Annotated in this window: 19 protein-coding genes and 1 pseudogene; 16 read left to right on the forward strand and 4 right to left on the reverse strand. The window is 40.7% G+C overall.

Going from position 1 to position 21305, the window contains the following annotated elements:
- Positions 1 to 37: 37 nt before the first annotated feature.
- The 5 genes from PluTT01m_RS11265 (at position 38) to PluTT01m_RS11285 (ending at position 4757) form a co-directional block, all read left to right on the forward strand.
- Positions 38 to 1753, forward strand: coding sequence for an urease subunit alpha (locus PluTT01m_RS11265; RefSeq protein ID WP_011146427.1), 1716 nt, complete (start codon positions 38 to 40; stop codon positions 1751 to 1753).
- A 74-nt stretch (positions 1754 to 1827) separates the two neighbouring features.
- Positions 1828 to 2424 carry an urease accessory protein UreE gene (locus PluTT01m_RS11270; RefSeq protein ID WP_011146428.1) on the forward strand — a complete coding sequence of 199 codons (597 nt, stop codon included), beginning with the start codon at positions 1828 to 1830 and terminating at the stop codon, positions 2422 to 2424.
- Positions 2421 to 3107 (forward strand): urease accessory protein UreF, encoded by a 687-nt coding sequence (locus PluTT01m_RS11275; RefSeq protein ID WP_011146429.1) that lies wholly within the window; start codon positions 2421 to 2423, stop codon positions 3105 to 3107. Before PluTT01m_RS11270 ends, PluTT01m_RS11275 begins: the two co-directional genes overlap by 4 nt.
- Positions 3108 to 3159: 52 nt before the next feature.
- Positions 3160 to 3795: an urease accessory protein UreG gene (ureG, locus tag PluTT01m_RS11280; protein WP_011146430.1), complete on the forward strand. Its 636-nt coding sequence runs from the start codon at positions 3160 to 3162 to the stop codon at positions 3793 to 3795.
- Positions 3792 to 4757: an urease accessory protein UreD gene (locus PluTT01m_RS11285; RefSeq protein ID WP_011146431.1), complete on the forward strand. Its 966-nt coding sequence runs from the start codon at positions 3792 to 3794 to the stop codon at positions 4755 to 4757. The genes ureG and PluTT01m_RS11285 overlap by 4 nt, the downstream gene beginning before the upstream one ends.
- Before the next feature lie 57 nt (positions 4758 to 4814).
- Here the strand turns inward: PluTT01m_RS11285 and uspE are convergent, their stop codons facing one another.
- Together uspE and PluTT01m_RS11295 are read right to left on the reverse strand one after the other, a co-directional pair.
- On the reverse strand, positions 4815 to 5759 hold the full coding sequence (gene uspE / locus PluTT01m_RS11290) for a universal stress protein UspE (RefSeq protein ID WP_011146432.1): 945 nt from the start codon (positions 5757 to 5759) through the stop codon (positions 4815 to 4817).
- Between the two features lie 135 nt (positions 5760 to 5894).
- Entirely contained in the window at positions 5895 to 6650 is a 756-nt protein-coding gene (locus PluTT01m_RS11295; RefSeq protein WP_011146433.1) for a fumarate/nitrate reduction transcriptional regulator Fnr, read from the reverse strand.
- 515 nt (positions 6651 to 7165) lie between these two features.
- On the opposite strand from PluTT01m_RS11295, the gene upp reads away from it, so the two are divergent.
- The 10 genes and pseudogenes from upp (at position 7166) to PluTT01m_RS26890 (ending at position 16383) form a co-directional block, all read left to right on the forward strand.
- The gene (gene upp / locus PluTT01m_RS11300) at positions 7166 to 7822 is read left to right on the forward strand and encodes a uracil phosphoribosyltransferase (RefSeq protein WP_011146434.1); all 657 of its coding nucleotides are present in this window, start codon (positions 7166 to 7168) and stop codon (positions 7820 to 7822) included.
- An 86-nt stretch (positions 7823 to 7908) separates the two neighbouring features.
- Complete coding sequence (gene pptA / locus PluTT01m_RS11305; protein WP_011146435.1) at positions 7909 to 8133, forward strand: tautomerase PptA; 225 nt, start codon at positions 7909 to 7911, stop codon at positions 8131 to 8133.
- A gap of 40 nt (positions 8134 to 8173) precedes the next feature.
- The gene (locus PluTT01m_RS11310) at positions 8174 to 8842 is read left to right on the forward strand and encodes an HAD family hydrolase (protein WP_011146436.1); all 669 of its coding nucleotides are present in this window, start codon (positions 8174 to 8176) and stop codon (positions 8840 to 8842) included.
- A complete protein-coding gene (locus PluTT01m_RS11315) occupies positions 8839 to 9315 on the forward strand; it encodes a DMT family transporter (protein WP_011146437.1) in 477 nt (158 codons plus the stop codon). The genes PluTT01m_RS11310 and PluTT01m_RS11315 overlap by 4 nt, the downstream gene beginning before the upstream one ends.
- Positions 9315 to 9752 (forward strand): DMT family transporter, encoded by a 438-nt coding sequence (locus PluTT01m_RS11320; protein WP_011146438.1) that lies wholly within the window; start codon positions 9315 to 9317, stop codon positions 9750 to 9752. The genes PluTT01m_RS11315 and PluTT01m_RS11320 overlap by 1 nt, the downstream gene beginning before the upstream one ends.
- Before the next feature lie 15 nt (positions 9753 to 9767).
- The gene (locus tag PluTT01m_RS11325; protein ID WP_011146439.1) at positions 9768 to 10946 is read left to right on the forward strand and encodes a questin oxidase family protein; all 1179 of its coding nucleotides are present in this window, start codon (positions 9768 to 9770) and stop codon (positions 10944 to 10946) included.
- A 406-nt stretch (positions 10947 to 11352) separates the two neighbouring features.
- A pseudogene (locus PluTT01m_RS28385) lies at positions 11353 to 12594 on the forward strand (amino acid adenylation domain-containing protein); the annotation flags it as partial.
- Positions 12595 to 13983: 1389 nt separating this feature from the next.
- Positions 13984 to 15129: a thioesterase domain-containing protein gene (locus PluTT01m_RS28390; RefSeq protein ID WP_434086430.1), complete on the forward strand. Its 1146-nt coding sequence runs from the start codon at positions 13984 to 13986 to the stop codon at positions 15127 to 15129.
- 86 nt (positions 15130 to 15215) lie between these two features.
- Positions 15216 to 16172: a pseudouridine-5'-phosphate glycosidase gene (locus PluTT01m_RS11335; protein ID WP_011146441.1), complete on the forward strand. Its 957-nt coding sequence runs from the start codon at positions 15216 to 15218 to the stop codon at positions 16170 to 16172.
- Positions 16173 to 16209: 37 nt separating this feature from the next.
- Positions 16210 to 16383: a hypothetical protein gene (locus PluTT01m_RS26890; protein WP_157866900.1), complete on the forward strand. Its 174-nt coding sequence runs from the start codon at positions 16210 to 16212 to the stop codon at positions 16381 to 16383.
- An 86-nt stretch (positions 16384 to 16469) separates the two neighbouring features.
- Here PluTT01m_RS26890 and PluTT01m_RS11340 read toward each other — a convergent pair whose 3' ends face one another.
- Both PluTT01m_RS11340 and PluTT01m_RS11345 read right to left on the reverse strand, forming a co-directional pair.
- The gene (locus PluTT01m_RS11340) at positions 16470 to 16874 is read right to left on the reverse strand and encodes a helix-turn-helix domain-containing protein (protein ID WP_011146442.1); all 405 of its coding nucleotides are present in this window, start codon (positions 16872 to 16874) and stop codon (positions 16470 to 16472) included.
- Between the two features lie 36 nt (positions 16875 to 16910).
- The gene (locus PluTT01m_RS11345; RefSeq protein ID WP_229008934.1) at positions 16911 to 17231 is read right to left on the reverse strand and encodes a 2-keto-4-pentenoate hydratase; all 321 of its coding nucleotides are present in this window, start codon (positions 17229 to 17231) and stop codon (positions 16911 to 16913) included.
- A gap of 546 nt (positions 17232 to 17777) precedes the next feature.
- Here PluTT01m_RS11345 and ectB point away from each other — a divergent pair.
- The gene (ectB, locus tag PluTT01m_RS11350; RefSeq protein ID WP_125043764.1) at positions 17778 to 21305 is read left to right on the forward strand and encodes a diaminobutyrate--2-oxoglutarate transaminase; all 3528 of its coding nucleotides are present in this window, start codon (positions 17778 to 17780) and stop codon (positions 21303 to 21305) included.

Here is a 21305-nt window from a genome sequence, read left to right on the forward strand (position 1 = left end):
CGAACGTCGGAAAATCTTTCGAACAAAGGAATAAACTATGCCAACCATTTCCCGGCAGGAATATGTAGGTCTTTTTGGCCCGACGACTGGCGATAAGATCCGCTTGGGTGATACCAATCTATTTATTGAAATTGAAAAAGATCTGCGCGGTTACGGTGATGAATCGGTCTATGGCGGGGGCAAATCGCTGCGTGATGGTATGGGTGCGGATAACCGAATGACCAGCGAAAACATCTTGGATTTGGTGATTACCAGCGTCACTATTTTGGATGCCCGGCAAGGTGTTATTAAAGCGGATGTCGGCATAAAAGGGGGACGCATTGTCGGGATAGGTAAAAGTGGTAATCCTAACATGATGAATGGTGTTACCCCCGGTATGGTAGTTGGTGTTAGTACTGATGCGATATCCGGTGAACATCTCATCCTCACGGCTGCTGGCATTGATACCCATATTCATTTTATTTCTCCTCAACAGGTTGAACATGCTTTATCCAATGGTGTGACGACTTTCTTTGGCGGTGGTGTTGGTCCCACTGATGGCACTAACGGCACTACTGTTACCGCTGGTCCGTGGCATATCCACCGCATGCTGCGTGCTTTTGAGAGTTTACCGGTTAACGTAGGTATTTTGGGAAAAGGCCATGCTGCGGTGGCTATGCCGCTGGTTGAGCAGATCAAAGCGGGTGTTGCCGGGTTGAAAGTGCATGAGGACTGGGGCGCAACTAACTCCGCATTGCGTAATGCCTTACGCGTAGCGGATGAAATGGATATCCAAGTCGCGGTGCACACCGATAGCTTGAATGAAGGTGGTTATGTTGAGGATACCATTGATGCTTTTGAAGGTCGCACCATTCATACTTTCCACACCGAAGGTGCCGGTGGCGGGCATGCACCGGATATCATTAAAGTTGCCAGCCAGATGAATGTGTTGCCTAGTTCGACTAATCCTACCCTGCCTTACGGTATCAATAGCCAGGCAGAATTGTTTGATATGATTATGGTTTGCCATAACCTTAATCCCAAAGTGCCGGCTGATGTTGCATTTTCGGAAAGCCGTGTACGTCCAGAGACCATTGCGGCGGAGAATGTTTTGCACGATATGGGCGTACTGTCGATGTTTTCCAGTGATTCTCAGGCTATGGGGCGGGTGGGAGAAAACTGGTTGCGTGTGATGCAAACTGCTCATGCCATGAAAGCGGCGCGTGGCAAGTTGCCGGAGGATGCAGCACATAACGATAACTTCCGTGTATTACGTTACGTCGCCAAAATTACGATTAACCCGGCTATTGCTCAGGGAATAAGCCATGTGCTCGGTTCAGTTGAAGTGGGAAAAATGGCGGATCTTGTGCTGTGGGAGCCACGTTTTTTTGGCGTAAAACCTAAGTTGGTCATCAAAGGCGGGATGATTAATTGGGCGGTGATGGGGGACCCAAATGCTTCACTGCCGACACCACAACCGACATTTTATCGTCCGATGTTTGGCGCATTGGGCAAAACTCTTCAGGAAACCTGTGTCACTTTTGTATCCCAAGCAGCAATGGAACTGGGGGTAAAAGAGAGCCTTGGTTTGGAGCGCCAAGTTATGGCAGTGCACAACTGCCGGGCTATCTCTAAGAAAGATATGGTGCGTAATGCTGAAACGCCCACGATTGAAGTGGATGCAGAAACCTTTGCCGTCAGGGTGAATGGTGAATATGCCACAGTAAAACCGGTCAGGACAGTCGCGCTCAATCAGCGCTATTTCTTTAGTTAACCTATTTTTTGCTGCCGGTCAGAGAATATTTTTCTGGCCGGATTAACCGATCCATGCGTTCAGAGGATTATCTTATGATTGTTATTGAACAGATTCTTGGTAATGCCAAAAAGGATGTTTTCTGGCGAGATCGCTTGCAAGGGATCTCGCCAGATATCTTGGTGCTTTCGCAATGGGAAGCGCAAAAAAGCCGTTGTCGTAAATCCACCCTTAACGGGTTGGATTTGGGTATTTCCCTTGACCGTCATCAGATATTGTCTGATGGCGACGTTTTATTGTGGGACGAAGCTAAAGGACTGGCAGTTATTGTTCAAATGAGCTTGCGTGATGTGATGGTTATTCACCTGAAATCATTGCTGTCATTAGATGTAGAGACGGTAATGAAAACGAGCTTTGAACTTGGTCATGCTTTAGGTAACCAGCATTGGAAATCAGTGATTAAATATAATCAGATTTATATTCCGCTGACAGTATCAACTAAGGTTATGGATTCAGTCATGAAAACCCACGGTTTTCATGCATTGCCTTACTCCTTTGTTAAAGGTGAAGAGATATTGCCTTCTCTTAACAACTCAGAGGCTCGCCTGTTATTCGGTGGTGCAGAGGATTCCGCGACACACGTTCATGTCGATAATACATTTCTGAACCAGCATGTGATCAAACTAAAATGAATGCTCTCCGCTTAATCAGAATCATGCAGTTTGCGGATTCAGTACTGCCTGTTGGCGCATTTTCTTTCTCAAACGGTTTGGAATCGGCCATTCAGAGCAAAATCGTATATGACGTGGCAACATTAAGCGACTTTACGCGTACAGCGTTGTTACAGGCGGTGAGTAGTGATGGCCGCGCGGTAATGGCTGCGTGTCAGGCGCTAAATAGTGGGCAGCATGATGCGGCTATCTCCCATGATTGGGCAATATTCAACCGCAAATTAAATGAAGAAAGTCGCACTATGGTCACGCGGATGGGGAAAAAGTTAGCGGAAATGGCGGTTGAAGTCACCGGTGAGTCATTAATTGCATGGTGGTTAGCACAAATAAAGAGCGATATTGCCGCCGGTACCTATCCGATTACTTTGGCGGTCGTCATGAGTGCATTGGGTGCGGCTCCACGTGAAGTGATCGTCATGCATCAATATGGCGTTGCAATGACGATACTCAGCGCGGCTATACGCCTGATGCGTGTTACCCATATTGACATTCAACGTATCTTGTTCTCATTGAATCAAGATATTGAACTGTTTTGTGATGAGGCGGAAAAGGGAGGGATTGAACAGATGACATCTTATGCACCGATGACCGATGTTCTGGCGGCATTGCACGTTAGCGCATTTACCCGGTTATTCAGTAATTAACTTGATTCTGATATCGCTTTTAACCCCCTCTTAATCGTATGAGGAAATCCTTGTGAAAAAAATTACCCGAATTGGTATTGGCGGTCCGGTGGGTTCAGGCAAGACTGCCGTTATTGAAGTGATCACCCCTATCTTAATTCAGCGCGGAATAAAACCTCTGATTATCACCAATGATATTGTTACCACTGAGGATGCTAAACAGGTTAAACGTACCTTGAAAGGCATTTTGGATGAAGAAAAGATACTTGGTGTGGAAACCGGTGCGTGTCCTCATACCGCGGTGCGTGAAGATCCCAGTATGAATATTGCTGCGGTAGAGGAGATGGAAGCGCGTTTTCCTGACAGCGACGTTGTGTTGATTGAAAGTGGTGGTGATAATCTGACACTCACTTTTAGTCCGGCGTTGGCAGATTTTTATATTTATGTGATTGATGTCGCTGAAGGGGAGAAAATTCCGCGTAAGAACGGTCCGGGTTTGGTACAGGCCGATATTTTGGTGATCAACAAAATTGATTTAGCGCCTTATGTTGGTGCCAGTCTGGCGGTGATGGAGCATGACACTCAAGTTGTACGTGGTCAGCGTCCTTATATCCTTACCAATTGCAAAACCGGTGAGGGTGTTGAAACGTTGGTAAATATGATCATGCGTGATTTCCTGTTTACCCATTCATTACAGGCGACACAATGACTTCCACCCGCTTGCCACAAAATATTGGAGAAGCGTGTCAACAGGCAAATAATCTTGGTGTCAACGCGCCGGAACTTGCACGATTTCAGGATGAACCGCCCCAGATGGCAAGCGGTGATGTCGGTAAAAGTGGTTATCTACGGTTGGGATTTGCCCGGCGTGGTGATCGCAGCATTTTGGCACAAATGAAACGTCGGGTTCCTTATTTGGTCCAGCGGGCATTGTATTGGGATGAGGCACTGCCGCAGATGCCGTGCGTATTTATGATCTCCACATCGGGATGTATCTTGCAAGGGGATAGATTGGCGCTGGACATTCATGTCGCTCCAGAGGCGTTTGGTCATGTCACTACCCAATCGGCGACTAAGATTCATTCGATGGAAAATAACTACGCAGCGCAAGTACAAACTATCCAGATAGAGCAGGGAGGCTATCTGGAAATGATGCCCGATCCGGTAATACCTCACAGCGGCTCTCGGTTTATTACCGATACTCAAATAACCATCCATCCGACCGCCACCCTTATTTATTCTGAAATTATTATGTCCGGTCGCAAATACCACCTTGCTGATCAGGGGTTTAAATTTGATGTTTACTCATCACGTATTACGGCAACTGATTTTGATGGCAAGATATTGTTTACAGAGCGTTATGTACTGGAGCCCAAAAAGCAGTCATTGAACAGTGTGGGGGTGATGGGGCCGTTTCATGTATTTGGCAATGTGATCTTGCTGACACCTCAGCTTCATCACGATCGTATTCTGGCGCGGATGGCTCCTCAGTACGATGCTGAAACAGGTATAGCGAGTGGTACCAGTCGTTTACCCCATCAGTGTGGTCTAATCTTTAAGGTATTGGGAAAAGAAACTTATCAAGTTAAAGCGGGTATTCGTCTTTTCTGGCGTATAGCTCGTGAGGAGATCCTCGGTGTGACACTGCCTGAACCGTTTATCTGGCGATAAAAACTGGGACGAAAATCTGTTTCGGGTTTTATCGCCAAATAGATGATTATCATCCTATTACTCTTTAGCGGCTTTAATTGGACATTCAAAACCATCAGGTTTGATTGTCAGAATGTCACATTTAAGATGGTCTATCACATGTTCTGCGGTATTTCCCAGAAAAGCAGCGGACAGCCCAGTTCTGCCGAGGATACCAAGAACAATAATGCCCGCATTCATCTCATCACACATTTGGGGAATAACACTCTCCGGTAATCCTTCATGGATATGAGTATATTTTTCATCAATGCAGAATGTTTGGCGCAATTCTTTCATGGCAATAAGATGCTGGCCACGTAGAGCATGGTTATAGACACTTGGGTTGAAATCGGGTAGCTCAATAGCGATATTCAGTGGTGCAACAGGATAAGCGCTGACCAAATGAATTTCCGGATTTTTCATGACTTGATTTGCCAGTTCCTGAGTTTCCTTAACCAATTTCAGGTTCAATTCATGGTGGTATGATTCTTCATTGGATAAATTGACCGCGACTACAACCGAGCCTTGGTCCGGCCAGATCTGATCTTTTACCATCCATACTGGACATGGACATTTACGGAGTAATTGCCAGTCAAGTGGGGTAAAAATCAAGGAGCCTAGCTTGTCATGTTTATGCGTCATTTTCAGAAGTAAATCGTGATTACCTGTAATGACCTCTTGGATAATCGCTTCATAAGGTCGATTATGCCATACCACTTTTATTTCAATATCAATACCGGCTTCCAGATAGTAATACGCTTGTTGTTTAAGCCAGGCCGTGCGTTGGCTGGTAACACCTTTACGCATAGTACTACCTTCTTCTGGGGAGAGTAAGGTGGTCATCTCATAAGAAAGATCATAAATGGGCAAGAAAGCTTTAATCCGGCCACCGTTACGTTGCACGATATAAACTGCACGCCTTAATGCCGGTTGATCGTCCTGACTTGGGTCAATTACAACTAAAAGGTTTTGATAGTTTGCCATAATGGTATCCTCACAGAGGCTAGACAAAACACGCTTCAATACTCACGCTTCAATACTAAAGATAAACCAATATAAGCAAACCGAACAGGTTAGAGGAGAACCAGATCAACAAAATAAGGTGATCTGGTTTTAAGATTAGGTAATTGAAACAGATTTTTTTCCGACTAACTCAGACAACTTATCCATGTTTTCAATCGTGATGTATTTACCTTTTACACCGAGAGTTTGGTTTTTCTGGAAACGCCCAAGCAGACGACTAATAGTTTCAACCGTTAAACCCAGATAATTACCAATATCACTGCGGGTCATGGTTAAACGGAATTCTTTCGGTGAGAAACCCCGCTGAGCGAAACGACGAGAGAGATTATAAATAAACGCGGCTAACCGTTCTTCCGCGTTTTTCTTAGATAACAGCAGTATCATTTCTTGGTCGCCTTTAATTTCTCCACTCATCAAGCGCATCATTTGCTGGCGGAGATTAGGCATTTTGCCGGACAGATCATCAAGTGTTTCAAACGGAATTTCACAGACCATTGATGTTTCCAGAGCCTGAGCAAAACTTGGATGCTGAGTATTGAGGATCGCATCAAAACCGACTAAATCCCCTGCGAGGTGGAAACCTGTAATCTGCTCATCACCTTCTTCGGTGATGGTGTAGCTTTTAATGGTGCCAGAACGGATAGCATAAAGAGATTTCAACTCATCGCCCGCTTTAAATAACGTTTGCCCTTTCTGGATAGGTTTCTTACGCTCGATGATATTATCAAGCTGGTCAAGCTCGTGTTCATTCAAGGTAAAAGGAATACACAGTTGGCTAATGCTACAATCCTGGCAGTGGATCGCACAACCACCAGACTGGATTCGACGAATAACACGTTTTTCCTGGATCATATGGCATGCTCATTTGAAATATTCATATCCTTCAACTTTAGCATTTCTTGATGATTCTGGTAAGAGCTATAATAGTTTTCTGCAATTTATTCGGCAAAATGTATTATCGTATATATTAACTATAAGAAATTGTTACATTATGTAGGTTTAATGTTCGGTCATCGCAGCCAACAAAGAGGCAACTTGAAAGATAACGGGTCTATTTTTTATTTTTCTGACAAGTCAGATTAGGGTTCCATATAAAGGTTTATAGAGAAATAAGACAAGTCTGAAAATATGGCTTGAATTTAAGAACCTATTTTTGATTTTGTTGCTAAATACAACTATTTAAACAATAAAGCAGTAGTATATAAAATATTCTGTAGCTTCGGCCTATTGCATTAAGAGAATGGATATGAGAGTTTATCTTTTAATCGATATGTGATGATCTAAATAGGCACGTTAATTATCACGGGTTTATTTGAGACCAAGTACGGCTGAATAACATTTATCTATAAATATGAGTTGGAGTTATAATGGAGAATTATAAAAACGTGCATGTTTTGCCGAAAAGTCAATATTTGACTTCTTTGCATACAAAAGCGCGTAATCGTAAAGCCGAACAATCGGAGTTTGTATTTTATTCTGATCGTATCATTCGTTTATTATTAGAGGCAGCATCTGAGTTGCTACCTTATACCTCTCATAATATTCAAACCCCAATTGGGGATATTTATAATGGAGCGATTTTAAATACTAAGCTTTGTGGTGTTTCGGTAATACGTGCGGGAGAAAGTATAGAGGGCGAGTATCGAAGAATGTATCCTGATTCCCCAATGGGAAAAATTCTTATTCAAAGGGATAAATTAACAAAACTTCCTCATTATTATTATTCGAACTTACCTGATGATATTGCGGAGAGAACTATTTTACTTTTTGAACCTATGTTGGCTACAGGAGGATCATTAGCTAAGGCTATCGATTTATTAAAAGAAAGAGAAGTACCTGAAGATAATATTATTGTTGTTAATTTTCTTTCTTCTCCTGTTGGTCTTAATAGAATCATGACATCATACCCGACAATTAAACTGATTACCTCTTCAATAGAGAATGGGCTTAATAAAGATGCTTTTATGAATCCTGGCATAGGTGATTTTGGTGATCGATATTTTGGAACGTATAAACCATCGTGAATGCGATATAATAAAAATAGATTAATTATTTTTTAGATCTATACCCTATGGCAACTTGAAAGATGACGGGTATAAAAGGATGACATATGCCACATATTAATATAAAACATTTTCCTGCTAACCTCTTACAAGAAGATAAAGATATCTTATCTTTAGAATTGACGAAGGTGGTAAAAAAAGCGTTTGGTTGTAAAGAGGATGTTATTTCCATTTCATTAGAGCCGATCGAAAAGGCTAAATGGAATGAAGAGGTTTATTTTCCTGAAATTAAATTTAAAGAAGATTTGTTGATTAAGTCTCCAGGTTATTAAATTATTTTATAATTAATGATTTTTTAAAGGTATTTTTTTAATGAATAAAATAATCATTTTCGATTTAGATGGTACATTGTTTGATACTTCTCGCGCAATAGTGGAAACATTCAATGCTGTTTTTAAGGGATTAAACATTCCATTGGTAGGAAATGAAAACATCTGTACTACAATTGGTCTGCCCTTAGAGAAAGCATTTGCAACGCTCTTGAATATATCGCCTGAAGAGGCGTTAATCGCTAAAGCTGTTGAACAATATCAATTACAGTATCGTCGATGTATTCTGCCGAAAGCAAAGGAATTATTATTTCCTGGTGTTGAAGATGGATTAATCTCTTTAAATAAAAAGGGAGTGAAATTATCTGTAGCGACCAGCAAATTTACCGCAAGTGCAACAGCATTACTTCAGGCTGCTGGTATAGACGTTGTATTTGATGAGGTAATTGGTGCTGATCACGTTTCAAAACCTAAACCTGATCCAGAATCAGGAAGGAAAATTTTGGAATATTACGGTGCTACACCAGAGATGGCAGTTATGGTAGGTGATACAACTCACGATATTCATATGGCAAATGCCGTTGGTCTGCGATCAATAGCGGTGACATATGGTATACATAATGTCGATATGTTGAAAGAAGCCAAGCCAACTTGGATAGCTAATTGTTTTGATGACGTACTTCGTATTATTGAGGAAAATATACTTAAATGATTAATACGATAAGAAATATCTTACTGGCAGTTATTGGTGGAAGTCTACTGACGTTGATGATTTACACCAATAGTATGCTGTCAGAAAGTACAACACCCTTTTTTGCATCATGGGTGGCTCATGGCATTGGCGCGATTGTTGCTTTGATATTGTTTATTATTGTATCTAAGCTCTTTTCTAGGAAAGAAATAGATGAAAGTAAACATAAGAAATCAAATATTCCTATATGGTTTTATCTTGGTGGTATTCCTGGTGCATTTACCGTTGTGCTGGCGGCTATTGCTATTAATGGTGGACTACCATTATCCAGTACAATTTCATTAGGGTTAGTTGGACAAATACTTTTTGGTTTGGTTGCTGATCGCTTTGGGTTTTTAGGAACAAGAAAAAGAAAGATAGTGATACAAGATTTTTATGTGATTTTCTTTGTTCTATTTGGCAGTATATTAATTCTATTTGGGGGAAGTAACTAATGCTGAGCTTGATTTTTATTGCCTTTTTAAATGGCATATTTATCGCGGCGACAAGGACGATTAATGGGCAGTTAAGTGTCTCGATAGGTTCTTTTGGTGCTTCGCTTTGGAATCATATAGGTGGTTTTTTTCTCTTAACAGTGATATTAACACTTTTATCGAGCTGGCAATGGAATAAATGGGATTTTAGCGTTATCCCAACCGCGGCTTATATGGGTGGGGTGTTTGGCGCTTTGTTTGTAGCAGTCAGTAGCTATATTTTTCCTAAATTAGGGGCGATGAATGCCGCTGTCCTTGTTATTGCCGGGCAAATGTTATCAGCGGTACTACTTGATTGGCTATATCAGGGGATGACGCCCGGGTTGGTAAAAATTGTTGGAGTACTGTTTGTGTTAATTGGAATTTATCTCACTAGAAAAACAACTGAGTTAAAATAAGGGTAGGGTAAAAAAATGATTAATAAACTACTTAATGATCGCTCATATCACATTGAATTTAACGGTCACCTGACGAATCACATTAAACATGCTGTTATAGCACTGCATGGTTTAGGGATCAGTGCTAGCAGAATTAAAGACTATTATGATAATTATGTTAAATTGACGCCTTATGGTATGGGGCTGGAACCCCCTAAAACATTAAAGCACGTGGTAGATAGTTCGAACTGGAAACATTTCTTGGGTAAGCGAACAAGTTATTCTTCTTACTGTGATTATTTTGAAGAAGAAATTAAACAGAAAGGGATTGAACAAGTATTACAAGAATATATGCCAACGCTTTTGTCTGGGTGGGCTGGTGCATTAACTCACGGTACCATTCATTTAGGTTGGGCATTGGATATTAATCATCCGTGGATGATTATTGAAGGACTTGCTTACATGGCATTCTCGTACGTTCCTTGCCATTCAGAACGCGCTTTTATTGATAGTTCGCTAAACGATAAGAATGCTTTTGATTCTATATTGCGAATTTCAACACTGTGGGAGCAGAGGAGAGCAGAATTGACCGATTGGGTGAATTCGTTGATTGATAATGAAGATTTGGCCGATACTGATTTAATACATCCTGAATTAAAAAGATCTGGTCTTCAATATCGTATTGCACGTATTTTAATGCAAGGTCACCCAGAAATATACCGTTTGCCGGTTTGGATTGAGACGCAAAATGTAGAAGAAAGTTGGGCGCAGTTATTTTATGTCGTGACATTAATTTATCTCGCTAAACCCGGTGATTTTTTGTTTCTTCATTTGATTACCTCGTTGTTTGCAATGAAAAATATCGCTTCACGTTTACCGGCTGAGGAAAGTAAAAATATTATTAAATGTTACTGGGTTGGCATGTTGTGCATTCTGTTTTCAACAACTGATTTATCGAAGCCTGCCAAATTTTCGGCGCTTAATCAGACTTATTCATTCAGGCAAGACGAAATGACTTATCCTGTCTGGGAACAGGAGTGGTCGCATATTATTGCCAGGGCATTAGAGGAAGAGGAAGAACATAATCCGAAACTGGTTTATGTGATGAATCAATTGTGGAAAGAACAGGGTTTAACTATTTATAGGGCAGCATCCAGTCAATTTACAAGTACTCCTTTGCTTCCTCCTTCTTTCGAAGAAGCACCAATTGAATAATATTGGAATATTTAAAGAATAATGAATTAATTGATTGATAATTCCATATCGTGATGAGATGAATTTTATCACGAAACTACAAAAAAATACTCCAGTATTACCGTGGAGAATAATAACCGTTTTATTTTCGGAGAGCATTGAATAATGTAATTGGTAAGGGTATTAATCTGCCTCGAAAGGTATGTCTTTGTTGAATTTAACTGATTGCATGATTTTAATAAAATATAAGTCATAAATCATGAGCAAAAAGGCACTTATAATTCCGTAGATAAAATGTCATTTTTAACTACGGAGATATTCATTTTATTATTATATAAAGTTATCGAAAATGTTAGAAAATAATATTACACAATGTGACTCAATCAATGATGTTTATCTTAAAGAAGAAGCAATAACATTGATGGATATGCTTGAGAGTCAACTTAAGCACCAGGCAGATGGATATGTTGTTATTGATCAAGAAGAATCTCTCAGTTACGCTGATTTCTATTTGAGGGTGAAAGAGATAGGGTATTGTCTGTCAGAAATTAGCTCAAAGAATTCGGTGGGTATTGGGCTTTTTTGTGATCCTTCTATAGATTTAATTTGTGGTGCATGGGGTATTTTGTCAGCGGATAAAGCTTATTTGCCGTTATCGCCTGACTATCCAACTGAACGCCTCAAATATATGATAGAAGATTCTGGTATTGATGTGATTTTTACGCAATCGCACTTAAAAGCACAGCTACAGGACATTGCACCAAAATCAGTATTAATTATGACACCAGAAGATGTCGCTCTGACGATAAAAACACGAACAATAGAAGATATTCTGGGCACAGTTCAAGTTCCTAAACCCACTAGTCTGGCTTATATTATTTATACCTCTGGTAGCACGGGTAAGCCAAAGGGAGTGATGATTGAACATCACAGTATTGTAAATCAAATGAGATTTCTTGCAAAAGCGTTCAAATTAGGATGTCATTCCCGGATTTTACAGAAAACACCAATGAGTTTTGATGCGGCTCAATGGGAAATTCTAGCGCCTGCAATTGGTGGTCAAGTGATTATGGGTCCTTTAGGTTGCTATCGCGATCCGGATGCAATTATTAAAACCATTCTTCAGCATCAAGTAACGACTTTGCAATGTGTTCCTACTTTGCTACAAGCGTTACTGGATAATCCTAATTTTTTGGATTGCTTATCATTGACTCAAGTATTCAGTGGGGGAGAAGCGCTGACAACCAAATTAGCCACGCAATTTTTGAATAGTTTTACTCACTGTGAATTAATCAATTTATATGGCCCGACAGAATGTACGATTAATTCATCATTTTTCCGGGTGACAAATGAGACTTTGCCGAATTATCAAACCTCTATTTCGATTGGTGCACCTGTAGATAATACCGAATACTACGTTCTTGATGATGATAGATTACCTGTGGCGGTTGGCGAAATTGGCGAGCTTTATATTTCGGGTGCTCAATTAGCACGTGGTTATTTGCATAAACCAGAAATGACAAAAGATAAATTTATTTGTAATCACCTTGTATCAGGAACTCAACATCAATGGTTATATCGAACGGGAGATCTGGTAACCAGAGGGGCTGATGGTAATACTTATTTTGTTGGTCGGGTTGATAGCCAGGTCAAATTACGAGGTTACCGTATTGAGCTTGATGAAATACGCCATGCGATTGAAGAACATAGCTGGATAAAGACGGCGGCAATGTTAATTAAGAAGGATGCCAGAACGGGTTTCCAAAATCTCATCGCGTGTGTGGAATTAGATGAGAAAGAAGCTGCATTGATGGATCAAGGTAATAGTAGCTCACATCACAAATCAAAAGCCGATAAACTACAGGTGAAAGCCCAACTTTCTAATTCTGGTTGTCGAAGTGAAGAGTTATGTGAAAATCGCCCTACATTCTTACTTCCTTATCAAGAAGGGGAGATAAAACAGAGAGAATATGCATTTGGACGCAAGACATATCGCTATTTTGAGGGAACAGAAATAACGGTAGAGAAATTAAAAAAATTGCTGACAGCCACTCAATCGAATGAAATTAGCTCTTTGCCACTGAGTCATCTAACCCTGAATGATTTCGGTTATGCATTGCGTTATTTTGGTCAGTTTACCAGCCATCAACGTTTATTGCCCAAATATGCCTATGCTTCACCGGGTGCTCTCTATGCGACACAAATGTATTTTGAATTGCATAATGTTCTCGGTTTGGATGCGGGGATTTACTATTATCATCCAGTGACACATAAGTTAATAAAAATTTCAACATTGAGTCGTCGGCAAATGCCAACGATAAAAGTGCATTTTATTGGCAAGCATGAAGCCATTGAGCCCGTTTATAAGAACAATATACAAGAAGTTCTGGAAATGGAAGCGGGCCATATGATGGGTCTTTTTGATGACGTATTACCGGAAATTGGCTTGAGTATTGGTAAAAGTGAATATCAAGATGAATGTCCAGATTGGTATGATGGTGATATTCAGGATTATTATCTTGGTGCATTTGAAATATGTAGCTATGAACATGGATTGCCGCCATTTGAGACTGATATTTATTTACAAACACATGCCCATAAAATACCTGAGATGCCGTGTGGTTTATATCACTTTTCTAACGGGGAATTTGTACGAATAAGTGATGATATTGTCCGAAAAAAGGATGTTATTGCGATTAATCAGCAAGTTTATGATCGCTCCAGTTTTGGCGTGTCAATTATTCCACGCTGTGTCCCTGAATGGCATTATTATATAACACTGGGTCGTCGGTTACATGCGTTACAAAGTAATCCATTGTATATTGGATTAATGTCATCTGGTTACAGTTCGAAGAGCAATAACGATTTACCTTCGGCGAAAAGGATGCGATCTATTCTCAATGCACTTGATAGACCTATGGCGGCATTTTATTTCTGCATAGGTGGGGGTATTAGCCAAGCGCAATATATGTGTGAAGGCATGAAAGAAGATGTTGTTCATATGAAAGGGCCAGTTGAAATCATTAAAGATGATCTTCAACAACAACTCCCTCAATATATGATTCCAAATAAGGTATTAGTTTTCGATAAATTACCTTTGACGGCCAATGGAAAAGTGGATTATCAATCTTTATCAGAATCTAAAGCCGTGGAGAATGTTTCAACACAGCGTCTATTGGTGCCATTACATACAGATACTGAAATAAGGCTTGGAAAAATTTGGATGGAAGTACTGAAATGGGATTCAGTATCTGCCCTCGATGATTTTTTCGAAAGTGGGGGTAATTCTTTGATGGCCGTTGCAATGGTTAATAAGATCAATGCGGCCTTTAATATTCGTTTTCCGTTACAGATACTTTTTCAATCTCCTAATATAGCAGAATTGGCTAAGTGGATTGAACAGACAGACTCTAAAACAATATCAAGATTAATTTTATTGAATCAGGCAAGCAAAGACCCCATTTACTGTTGGCCGGGTTTGGGCGGATATCCTATGAGTTTGAGATTGCTTGCTAATAAAGTCGTTCCTGATCGGGCATTTTATGGAATACAGGCATATGGGATAAACGAGAGTGAAATACCGTTTTCTTCTATCCAGAGAATGGCAGAAGAGGATATTAAAGAGATAAAGAAAATACAGCCAGAAGGGCCATATATATTGTGGGGATATTCATTTGGTGCCCGAGTAGCATTTGAAGTTGCATACCAGCTTGAACAAGCGGGAGAAGAAGTTAACGCATTGAATTTATTGGCTCCGGGATCTCCTCATCTTGATATGAAGCAAGCGGAATATATGGATAAAGGCGCTGAATTTACTAATCCGGCTTTTGTTAAAATACTTTTTTCTGTATTTTCTCGTTCAATCAACAGCCCAATGGTTAAAACTTGCTTAGAACAAGTAAATAGTGAAACGACATTTATTAACTTTATATGTAGTCGTTTTAAAAACTTGGAACCATCATTAGTAAAACGTATCGTTAGGATTGTGACTTTGACTTATGATTTCAAGTACAGTATTGATGAGCTTTATCACAGACACCTAAAGGCACCTATAACTATTTTCAAGGCGAATAGAGATAATGATTCATTTATCGAGGAATCGGATGTGATTTCATCAATGTCGCCTAAAATAATTGAATTAATATCGGATCACTATCAACTGTTGGAAAGTGAAGGTGTTGCTGAGATTGAGAAAATAATCTAATTTTAAAATTACCAGCGATATAGAAATATAATCTGCAAGGTTCAGTATTTAGTCGATAATATCAAAAAAATTAAAAGGTATATAGTATGAATATCAGCAATAAGGTTCCATTTAAATTCAGCCTTGAGGTAAAAGAAGCACTTGAATCAGGAAAGCCTGTTGTTGCTCTGGAATCTAATGTGATTACTCATGGTTTGGATTATCCTGATAATGTCACAACAGCTAAGAATGTTGAGCAGGCTGTTCGTGAAAGTGGGGCAATACCCGCAACGATAGGAATAGATAAGGGGGAATTTTTGATTGGAATGTCAGATGAGCAAATTGAAAAATTTGCGACAGCATCTCACGTTCCAAAGGTCACGAGTCGAGATATTCCGGTCGTGTTAGCGAGTGGCGGTATGGGGGCGACCACTGTGGCATCGTCAATACTTGCAGCAGAAATAGCGGGTATTAAATTCTTCTGTTCTGCGGGTATTGGTGGGGTACATCGAGGGGCAGAGACGAGTATGGATATATCGGCAGACTTGACTCAGTTAACGCGTTCCCGAGTTGCTGTCGTATGTGCTGGTGCAAAAAATATCCTCGATATTGGATTAACATTGGAGTTTTTGGAGACATGGAATGTGCCAGTCATCTCCTATCAGTCGGATGATTTTCCTGCATTCTATTGCCGTTCCAGCGGATTCAAAAGCCCACAGCGCCTTGATGAACTTGCCGTCATTGCCAAAGCTATTGAGATAAATTGGATGCTGCCAGGAGGAAAAGGGGTATTAATTACGACGCCAACTAAGCCTGAGGATGCTCTGGATAATCAAAAGATTGATATAATTATACAGGAAGCTGTATTAGAGGCTAAGAAGAAAAATATTGTTGGCAACTCGTTGACAAAGTATTTGATGAGAATGGTGGATCGAGAAACCGATGGAATTTCTGCGAAAGCCAATATGGCTGTATTAGTTAATACCGCAGAAGTTGCTGGAAAGTTAGCGGTAGCCGCTTGCTTGCAATCATCGACCTTTTTTGCTCGCATTAAGAGCCAATGAAAAGGGCCTCAGGCTCACTTTAAATGACAGTGAGAAGGTGCTGCGCGAGGAGGTGGTCCGCCGCAGCACTACCGGTGAGCATCTGACCGTGCAACTGGAAGAGGTTCGATCGGCGCTGAAAGATTCGCAGGAAGAAATTTGGAGCCTACAGGCCGAATTGCTGCAACTGGCCTGTCAGACAATAAAAGGGAAGAAAGGGGAAATTGCATGAATGATGATTTAAAAACCCGCAACTACACGGGTAATGCCAGCATTTTTTAATGGCCGCAGTTGTCGGTTGTGTCGTTTTGCTATCAATTAATCAATAAAAACACTAACCGGTATACCAAAACGAACTGAGAGTTTACGCATAGCTTCAAGCGTTAACGAACGTTCACCTTTCAAAATACGACTAACAAGGGAACGCTTCCCTATTTCATCCTCAAAATCAGTCTGATTCAGGCCGTACTGATCCATCAATGTACGTAGAATTGCGACACCGCTTTGTGTGCTAGCAATACGTTCATTGAACTCTGGCGCATTACTTTCGTATGTGTCAATTTTAGCTGTAAGCATATCGACCAGCGGACTATCTGGATGGTGCTCGACCAGATATTCTACCAGCTTTATAGCCTCATCATAATCTTTGCGTGAAGTGCTGCCCCCTAAGAGAGGGACAATGCTTACCAAGCCATTTGCTGCCTGAATTGCTTCGTTGATCATTATTCTTTATTCCTCCGGTAATAATCTGTCAATTTGTCATAACAGATTGTGTTTCAGGATAAAACCAATTTCACCTTCAGCTTTCGGCGCAATTAATTGTTCAATGGGTACAGTGGCATTGTTTTTGTAATGCATATCTGAGGTGAGAATGCCAAAATCGGGTTGATCGACGTCCAATATATCCATAACTGCTTGGCTAGTGATACCGATTTTTTTACCGACAATTCGCTCTCCAGTTGTTTCCAACCGGTAAGCAATAACTTTTTGCTGGATGAGATAGGCGTCGTGTAACGTTAATTCTGGATATTCATCAGAGATAGGATCGATGGCTTGATGACTCTGCCATGATTGAAACAATTTTTCACTAAGATGGGGTGAGCGAGTGCAGCCAACAAAGAGGCAGCTTGAAAGATAACGGGTATAGCATCAATTGAAATAATGAGGGCAGAGAGTACCGATTTTCATCCGGGCTCATTGAAGCCGAATATATGTTTTCGACTTCGTTGCCAGAAAATTTATTTATCTACTTGAATCGAGTCGGTGTCCATATATCTATTTAGATACATCAATTGATACCTATTGGAAATTATTTTAATTAGTAATTATTTTAATAAGAAATTAGGCGATATTGGTACTTACTCATACTCCCATAAAGATATTAATTTTATTTTTCAAATAGTTGAATATTTATTACTTTGCGTGATTAATAATTTATTGAAATGATTGTTAAGATAATTTATGGTTTCATCAATGAAATGTTTATACCCTATGGATTTCAAGATGCATCGCGACGGCAAAGGAACGAATCCCCGGGAGCATAGGTAACTATGTGACCGGGGTGAGTGAGTGCAGCCAACAAAGAGGCAACTTGAAAGATAACGGGTATATTTTCGCTGGCATTGATTGTTAAGAGGTTATAAGCACCGCAGTACTTATTCTGTTGCTACTAGTAAAGAACTGCTTGTTATAGAGATCAGAGATGCGTTTTATTTCAGAAACAGGAGAGGCAAGGTGAGTGAACAAAATCAGACTGTAACTTTACCCGATAAAAAAGATATAGGATTACTGACCGAAGAAGGACTCTGGGATAACTGGCTGGATATAGATGCGGTGAAAAAACTGGTTAACCACCCGTTACTCATCGCAATGAGTGAAGAACGAATCACTCTGTCCGGAATGCGTTATTTCTTGATTCAACATCATTATTATTCACGTAACTTTACTCGCTTTTTGTGTGCTCTGATCAGCCATATTGATAACTTCAATGATATTCATCATCTGATGGAAAATTTACGTGAAGAGATGGGGGTAAATGGAGAGGGAAAAGTCACTCACGCTGAGTTGTTTCAGCGCTCATTGATGGAAACAGGTGCACAGGTCAGTTCTATTCCTGCACTTGAAGAAACCTCTCATCTTGCTTCGTGTGTCCTGAATTATTGCCGCTCAGGAGAAATTGCTGATGGTTTAGCTGCACTTTGCTTGGGGGCCGAAGCAATTGTTCCAATGATCTACAAGCCCGTATTACATGCTCTTACGCACTTAGGTGTTGCTGAACGGGGATTAGAATTTTTCAAATTACATATTGAAGAGGACGAAGATCATGCCATTACCATGATGCATATTCTTCACAATATTATAGAAAATAACGAACAGTTATCGAAGCGAGTAAAGGCGGTTGGTAAAAATACGATATTGCTGCGCTGTAGAATGTTTGATGCTGTGTATGAAAATATAAAAAATGAGATACTTTTCACTGAAGACGCGTGCAGGACTTTTGAAAAGTACGAATCAAATGTGCGTAGCTACTGCCGTAACTATCCGGCCATATTTACTACGGCAAGCAATGCCTTAGTGACTGACAAGCAGGGTAAATCATGGATTGATTTTTTATCAGGAGCTGGATCATTAAATTACGGCCACAACAACCCTCGATTAAAATCTCATCTTATTGAATATATTGAAAAAGATGGCATAACTCATTCTCTGGATTTATATACCAATGCAAAACGGGCATTCATTGAAAGCTTTAATCAGCAGATACTGAAACCACGGGGCTTGCAGTATCGTTTTCAGTTTACCGGGCCGACAGGAACCAATGCAGTTGAAGCTGCAATGAAAATCGCACGCAAAGTTACAGGGTGCAGCGATATTGTTGCGTTTACCAATGCGTTTCACGGAATGTCTCTGGGTGCCCTTGCAGCCACAGCCAGAGAGAAAAAACGAAATGCTGCAGGTGTTTCCCTAAACAATATAGTACGCCTTCCTTTCGAAAATTTCCTTAGTCAGAATGACACGTCACTGGACGTTTTGGAGAAAATGCTAGTTTCTCCGGGCTCCGGTATTGACTTGCCTGCAGCAATTATTCTTGAAACTATTCAAGCAGAGGGGGGCGTCAATGTGGCAAGCGTAGAATGGTTACGGGGTGTAGCAGAAATCGCAGCTGCAAACAATATACTGCTTATTGTTGATGATATTCAGGCTGGTTGTGGTCGTACAGGAACTTTCTTCAGCTTCGAAGATGCTGGGATAAAACCGGATATCATCTGCCTTGCAAAGTCTATTTCAGGATATGGACTCCCTATGTCTCTTGTTCTAATGAAACCGGAACTGGATATATGGCAACCTGGAGAACATAACGGAACTTTCCGTGGTAATAACCTTGCATTTATTGGTGCCACATATGCTCTTGATTACTGGCATGATCCACATTTCTTGCGAAGTCTTAAAGACAAATCGGAAATTGTGCATAAATATCTGCTGGGTCTGCATCAACGATACCCCCAATTGATCAGAACAATCCGGGGAAAAGGAATGTTATGGGGCTTAGAACTCTTTTCTTCGCAGGCAGCAGAAAATGTCAGAAACCAAGCCACTGAGTTAGGACTCATTATAGAAACATGTGGTCCGCTGGGACAGGTCATCAAATTACTTCCCCCGTTGACTATCGAAATCAATGTCCTTGAGCATGGATTATTATTACTTGAAAAATCTCTAAAACAAGTTTCCGTTCAGTTAGGTATGGAGAATAAAATAAATACTTCATCATTAACACCTCATGACACTCTGTTTTATCAAGACGAAATCTTGATTGAAAAAAAATTACTTAGTCTTGACGAAAATGAAAAATCCTCTTTATTAGAAGCGCAGAAAAGCCTAAGCCAAAAACTCATTGATGGAGGACTAAATTTTGAGGGAAAAAACTATCCGGTTTCAATTCGTCCTCTTCTTTTGTCTGATAACCTAATTCGGCAACTCGCCAGCATCGGTGAGCGTTTTACAGAAGTATTTGAAAAATTTGCTCATGCATGGGTGGAAAATGTCTCGATACGTGAATATTTTCCGACTTATAAGAAAAGCGAACATTATTTATTTAATTTGCCAAATCATACCCCTTTGACCAGAATTTTCCGCCTGGATGGTCTTTTCAGTGAAGATGGAACTTATCAGATCTTGGAAACTAATACCGATTGCCCCGGGGGAGTGATCCAAAATGGGATTGCAGGTGCATTATGGTCAGAGGTGTCAAACCCTTTACTGAACGGTATTGAAGCCAGTGCCGATTTTCAGCCCTTTGTCCAAAATCCGGATTTATTTCTTGAGACATTACTGGAAACTCATCGCGAACGTACCGGAGAGCCAGCCAGAAGAGCAGCCATTGTCACTTATAAAGGCCGGTTCAAAAATGAGGTAACCTGGATGGTAAATGGTTTCAATCGTCTGGGGGTTCCTACCGAGGAAATTGATGCGTCTCTATTACGTCGACATAACAACAAGGTAATAGATCCGCAGGGTCGTGTTATTGATGTGGTCTATAACAAACTCGATTTGCGCGATTTGATCGATGAACCTGAAGTTGAAGAATACCTTACTGCAACATCTCATGGAGAAGTCACTTTCATCAATCCTCTCATCTGCCAATGGCCGCTCGCAGATAAAGCTATAATGGCTGTCCTAAGTGATCCGCAAATGCTCTTTTTCCTGCCTGAAGAGGAAAAGGCTTTTTGTCTTAAACATATTCCCTGGACACGCATCCTCCGCGCATGCCAAACGACATCCCCTCAGGGAAGGCAAATCGATCTAGTTGATTGGGCAATTCAAGAACGAGGGACTCTTGTGCTCAAACCTTCTAATGCAACAAGAGGAGAAGGTCTGTTGGTCGGTCCGTTTACCACCGCTCAGGAATGGGAAACGGCCTTACATCTTGCAGCGCAAAGCGACGAAACATGGGTCATTCAACGATACATTCGCGGGCGTGTGATTTCCGTAGTTCATCCTGATATTGGCGTTACAGATTCAATGTGGTCAGGTGTGGATACCTATGTATATGGTGGCCGGTTTGCAGGTTTTCAGGCACGTGCCAGTTTTGATCCGGTCATGAATGTAGGGTGCCGGGGAATTCTTTTGCCGGTAGTAAAAATTAAAGAGGCATAA

Source organism: Photorhabdus laumondii subsp. laumondii, from assembly GCF_003343245.1.
Classification (GTDB): domain Bacteria; phylum Pseudomonadota; class Gammaproteobacteria; order Enterobacterales; family Enterobacteriaceae; genus Photorhabdus; species Photorhabdus laumondii.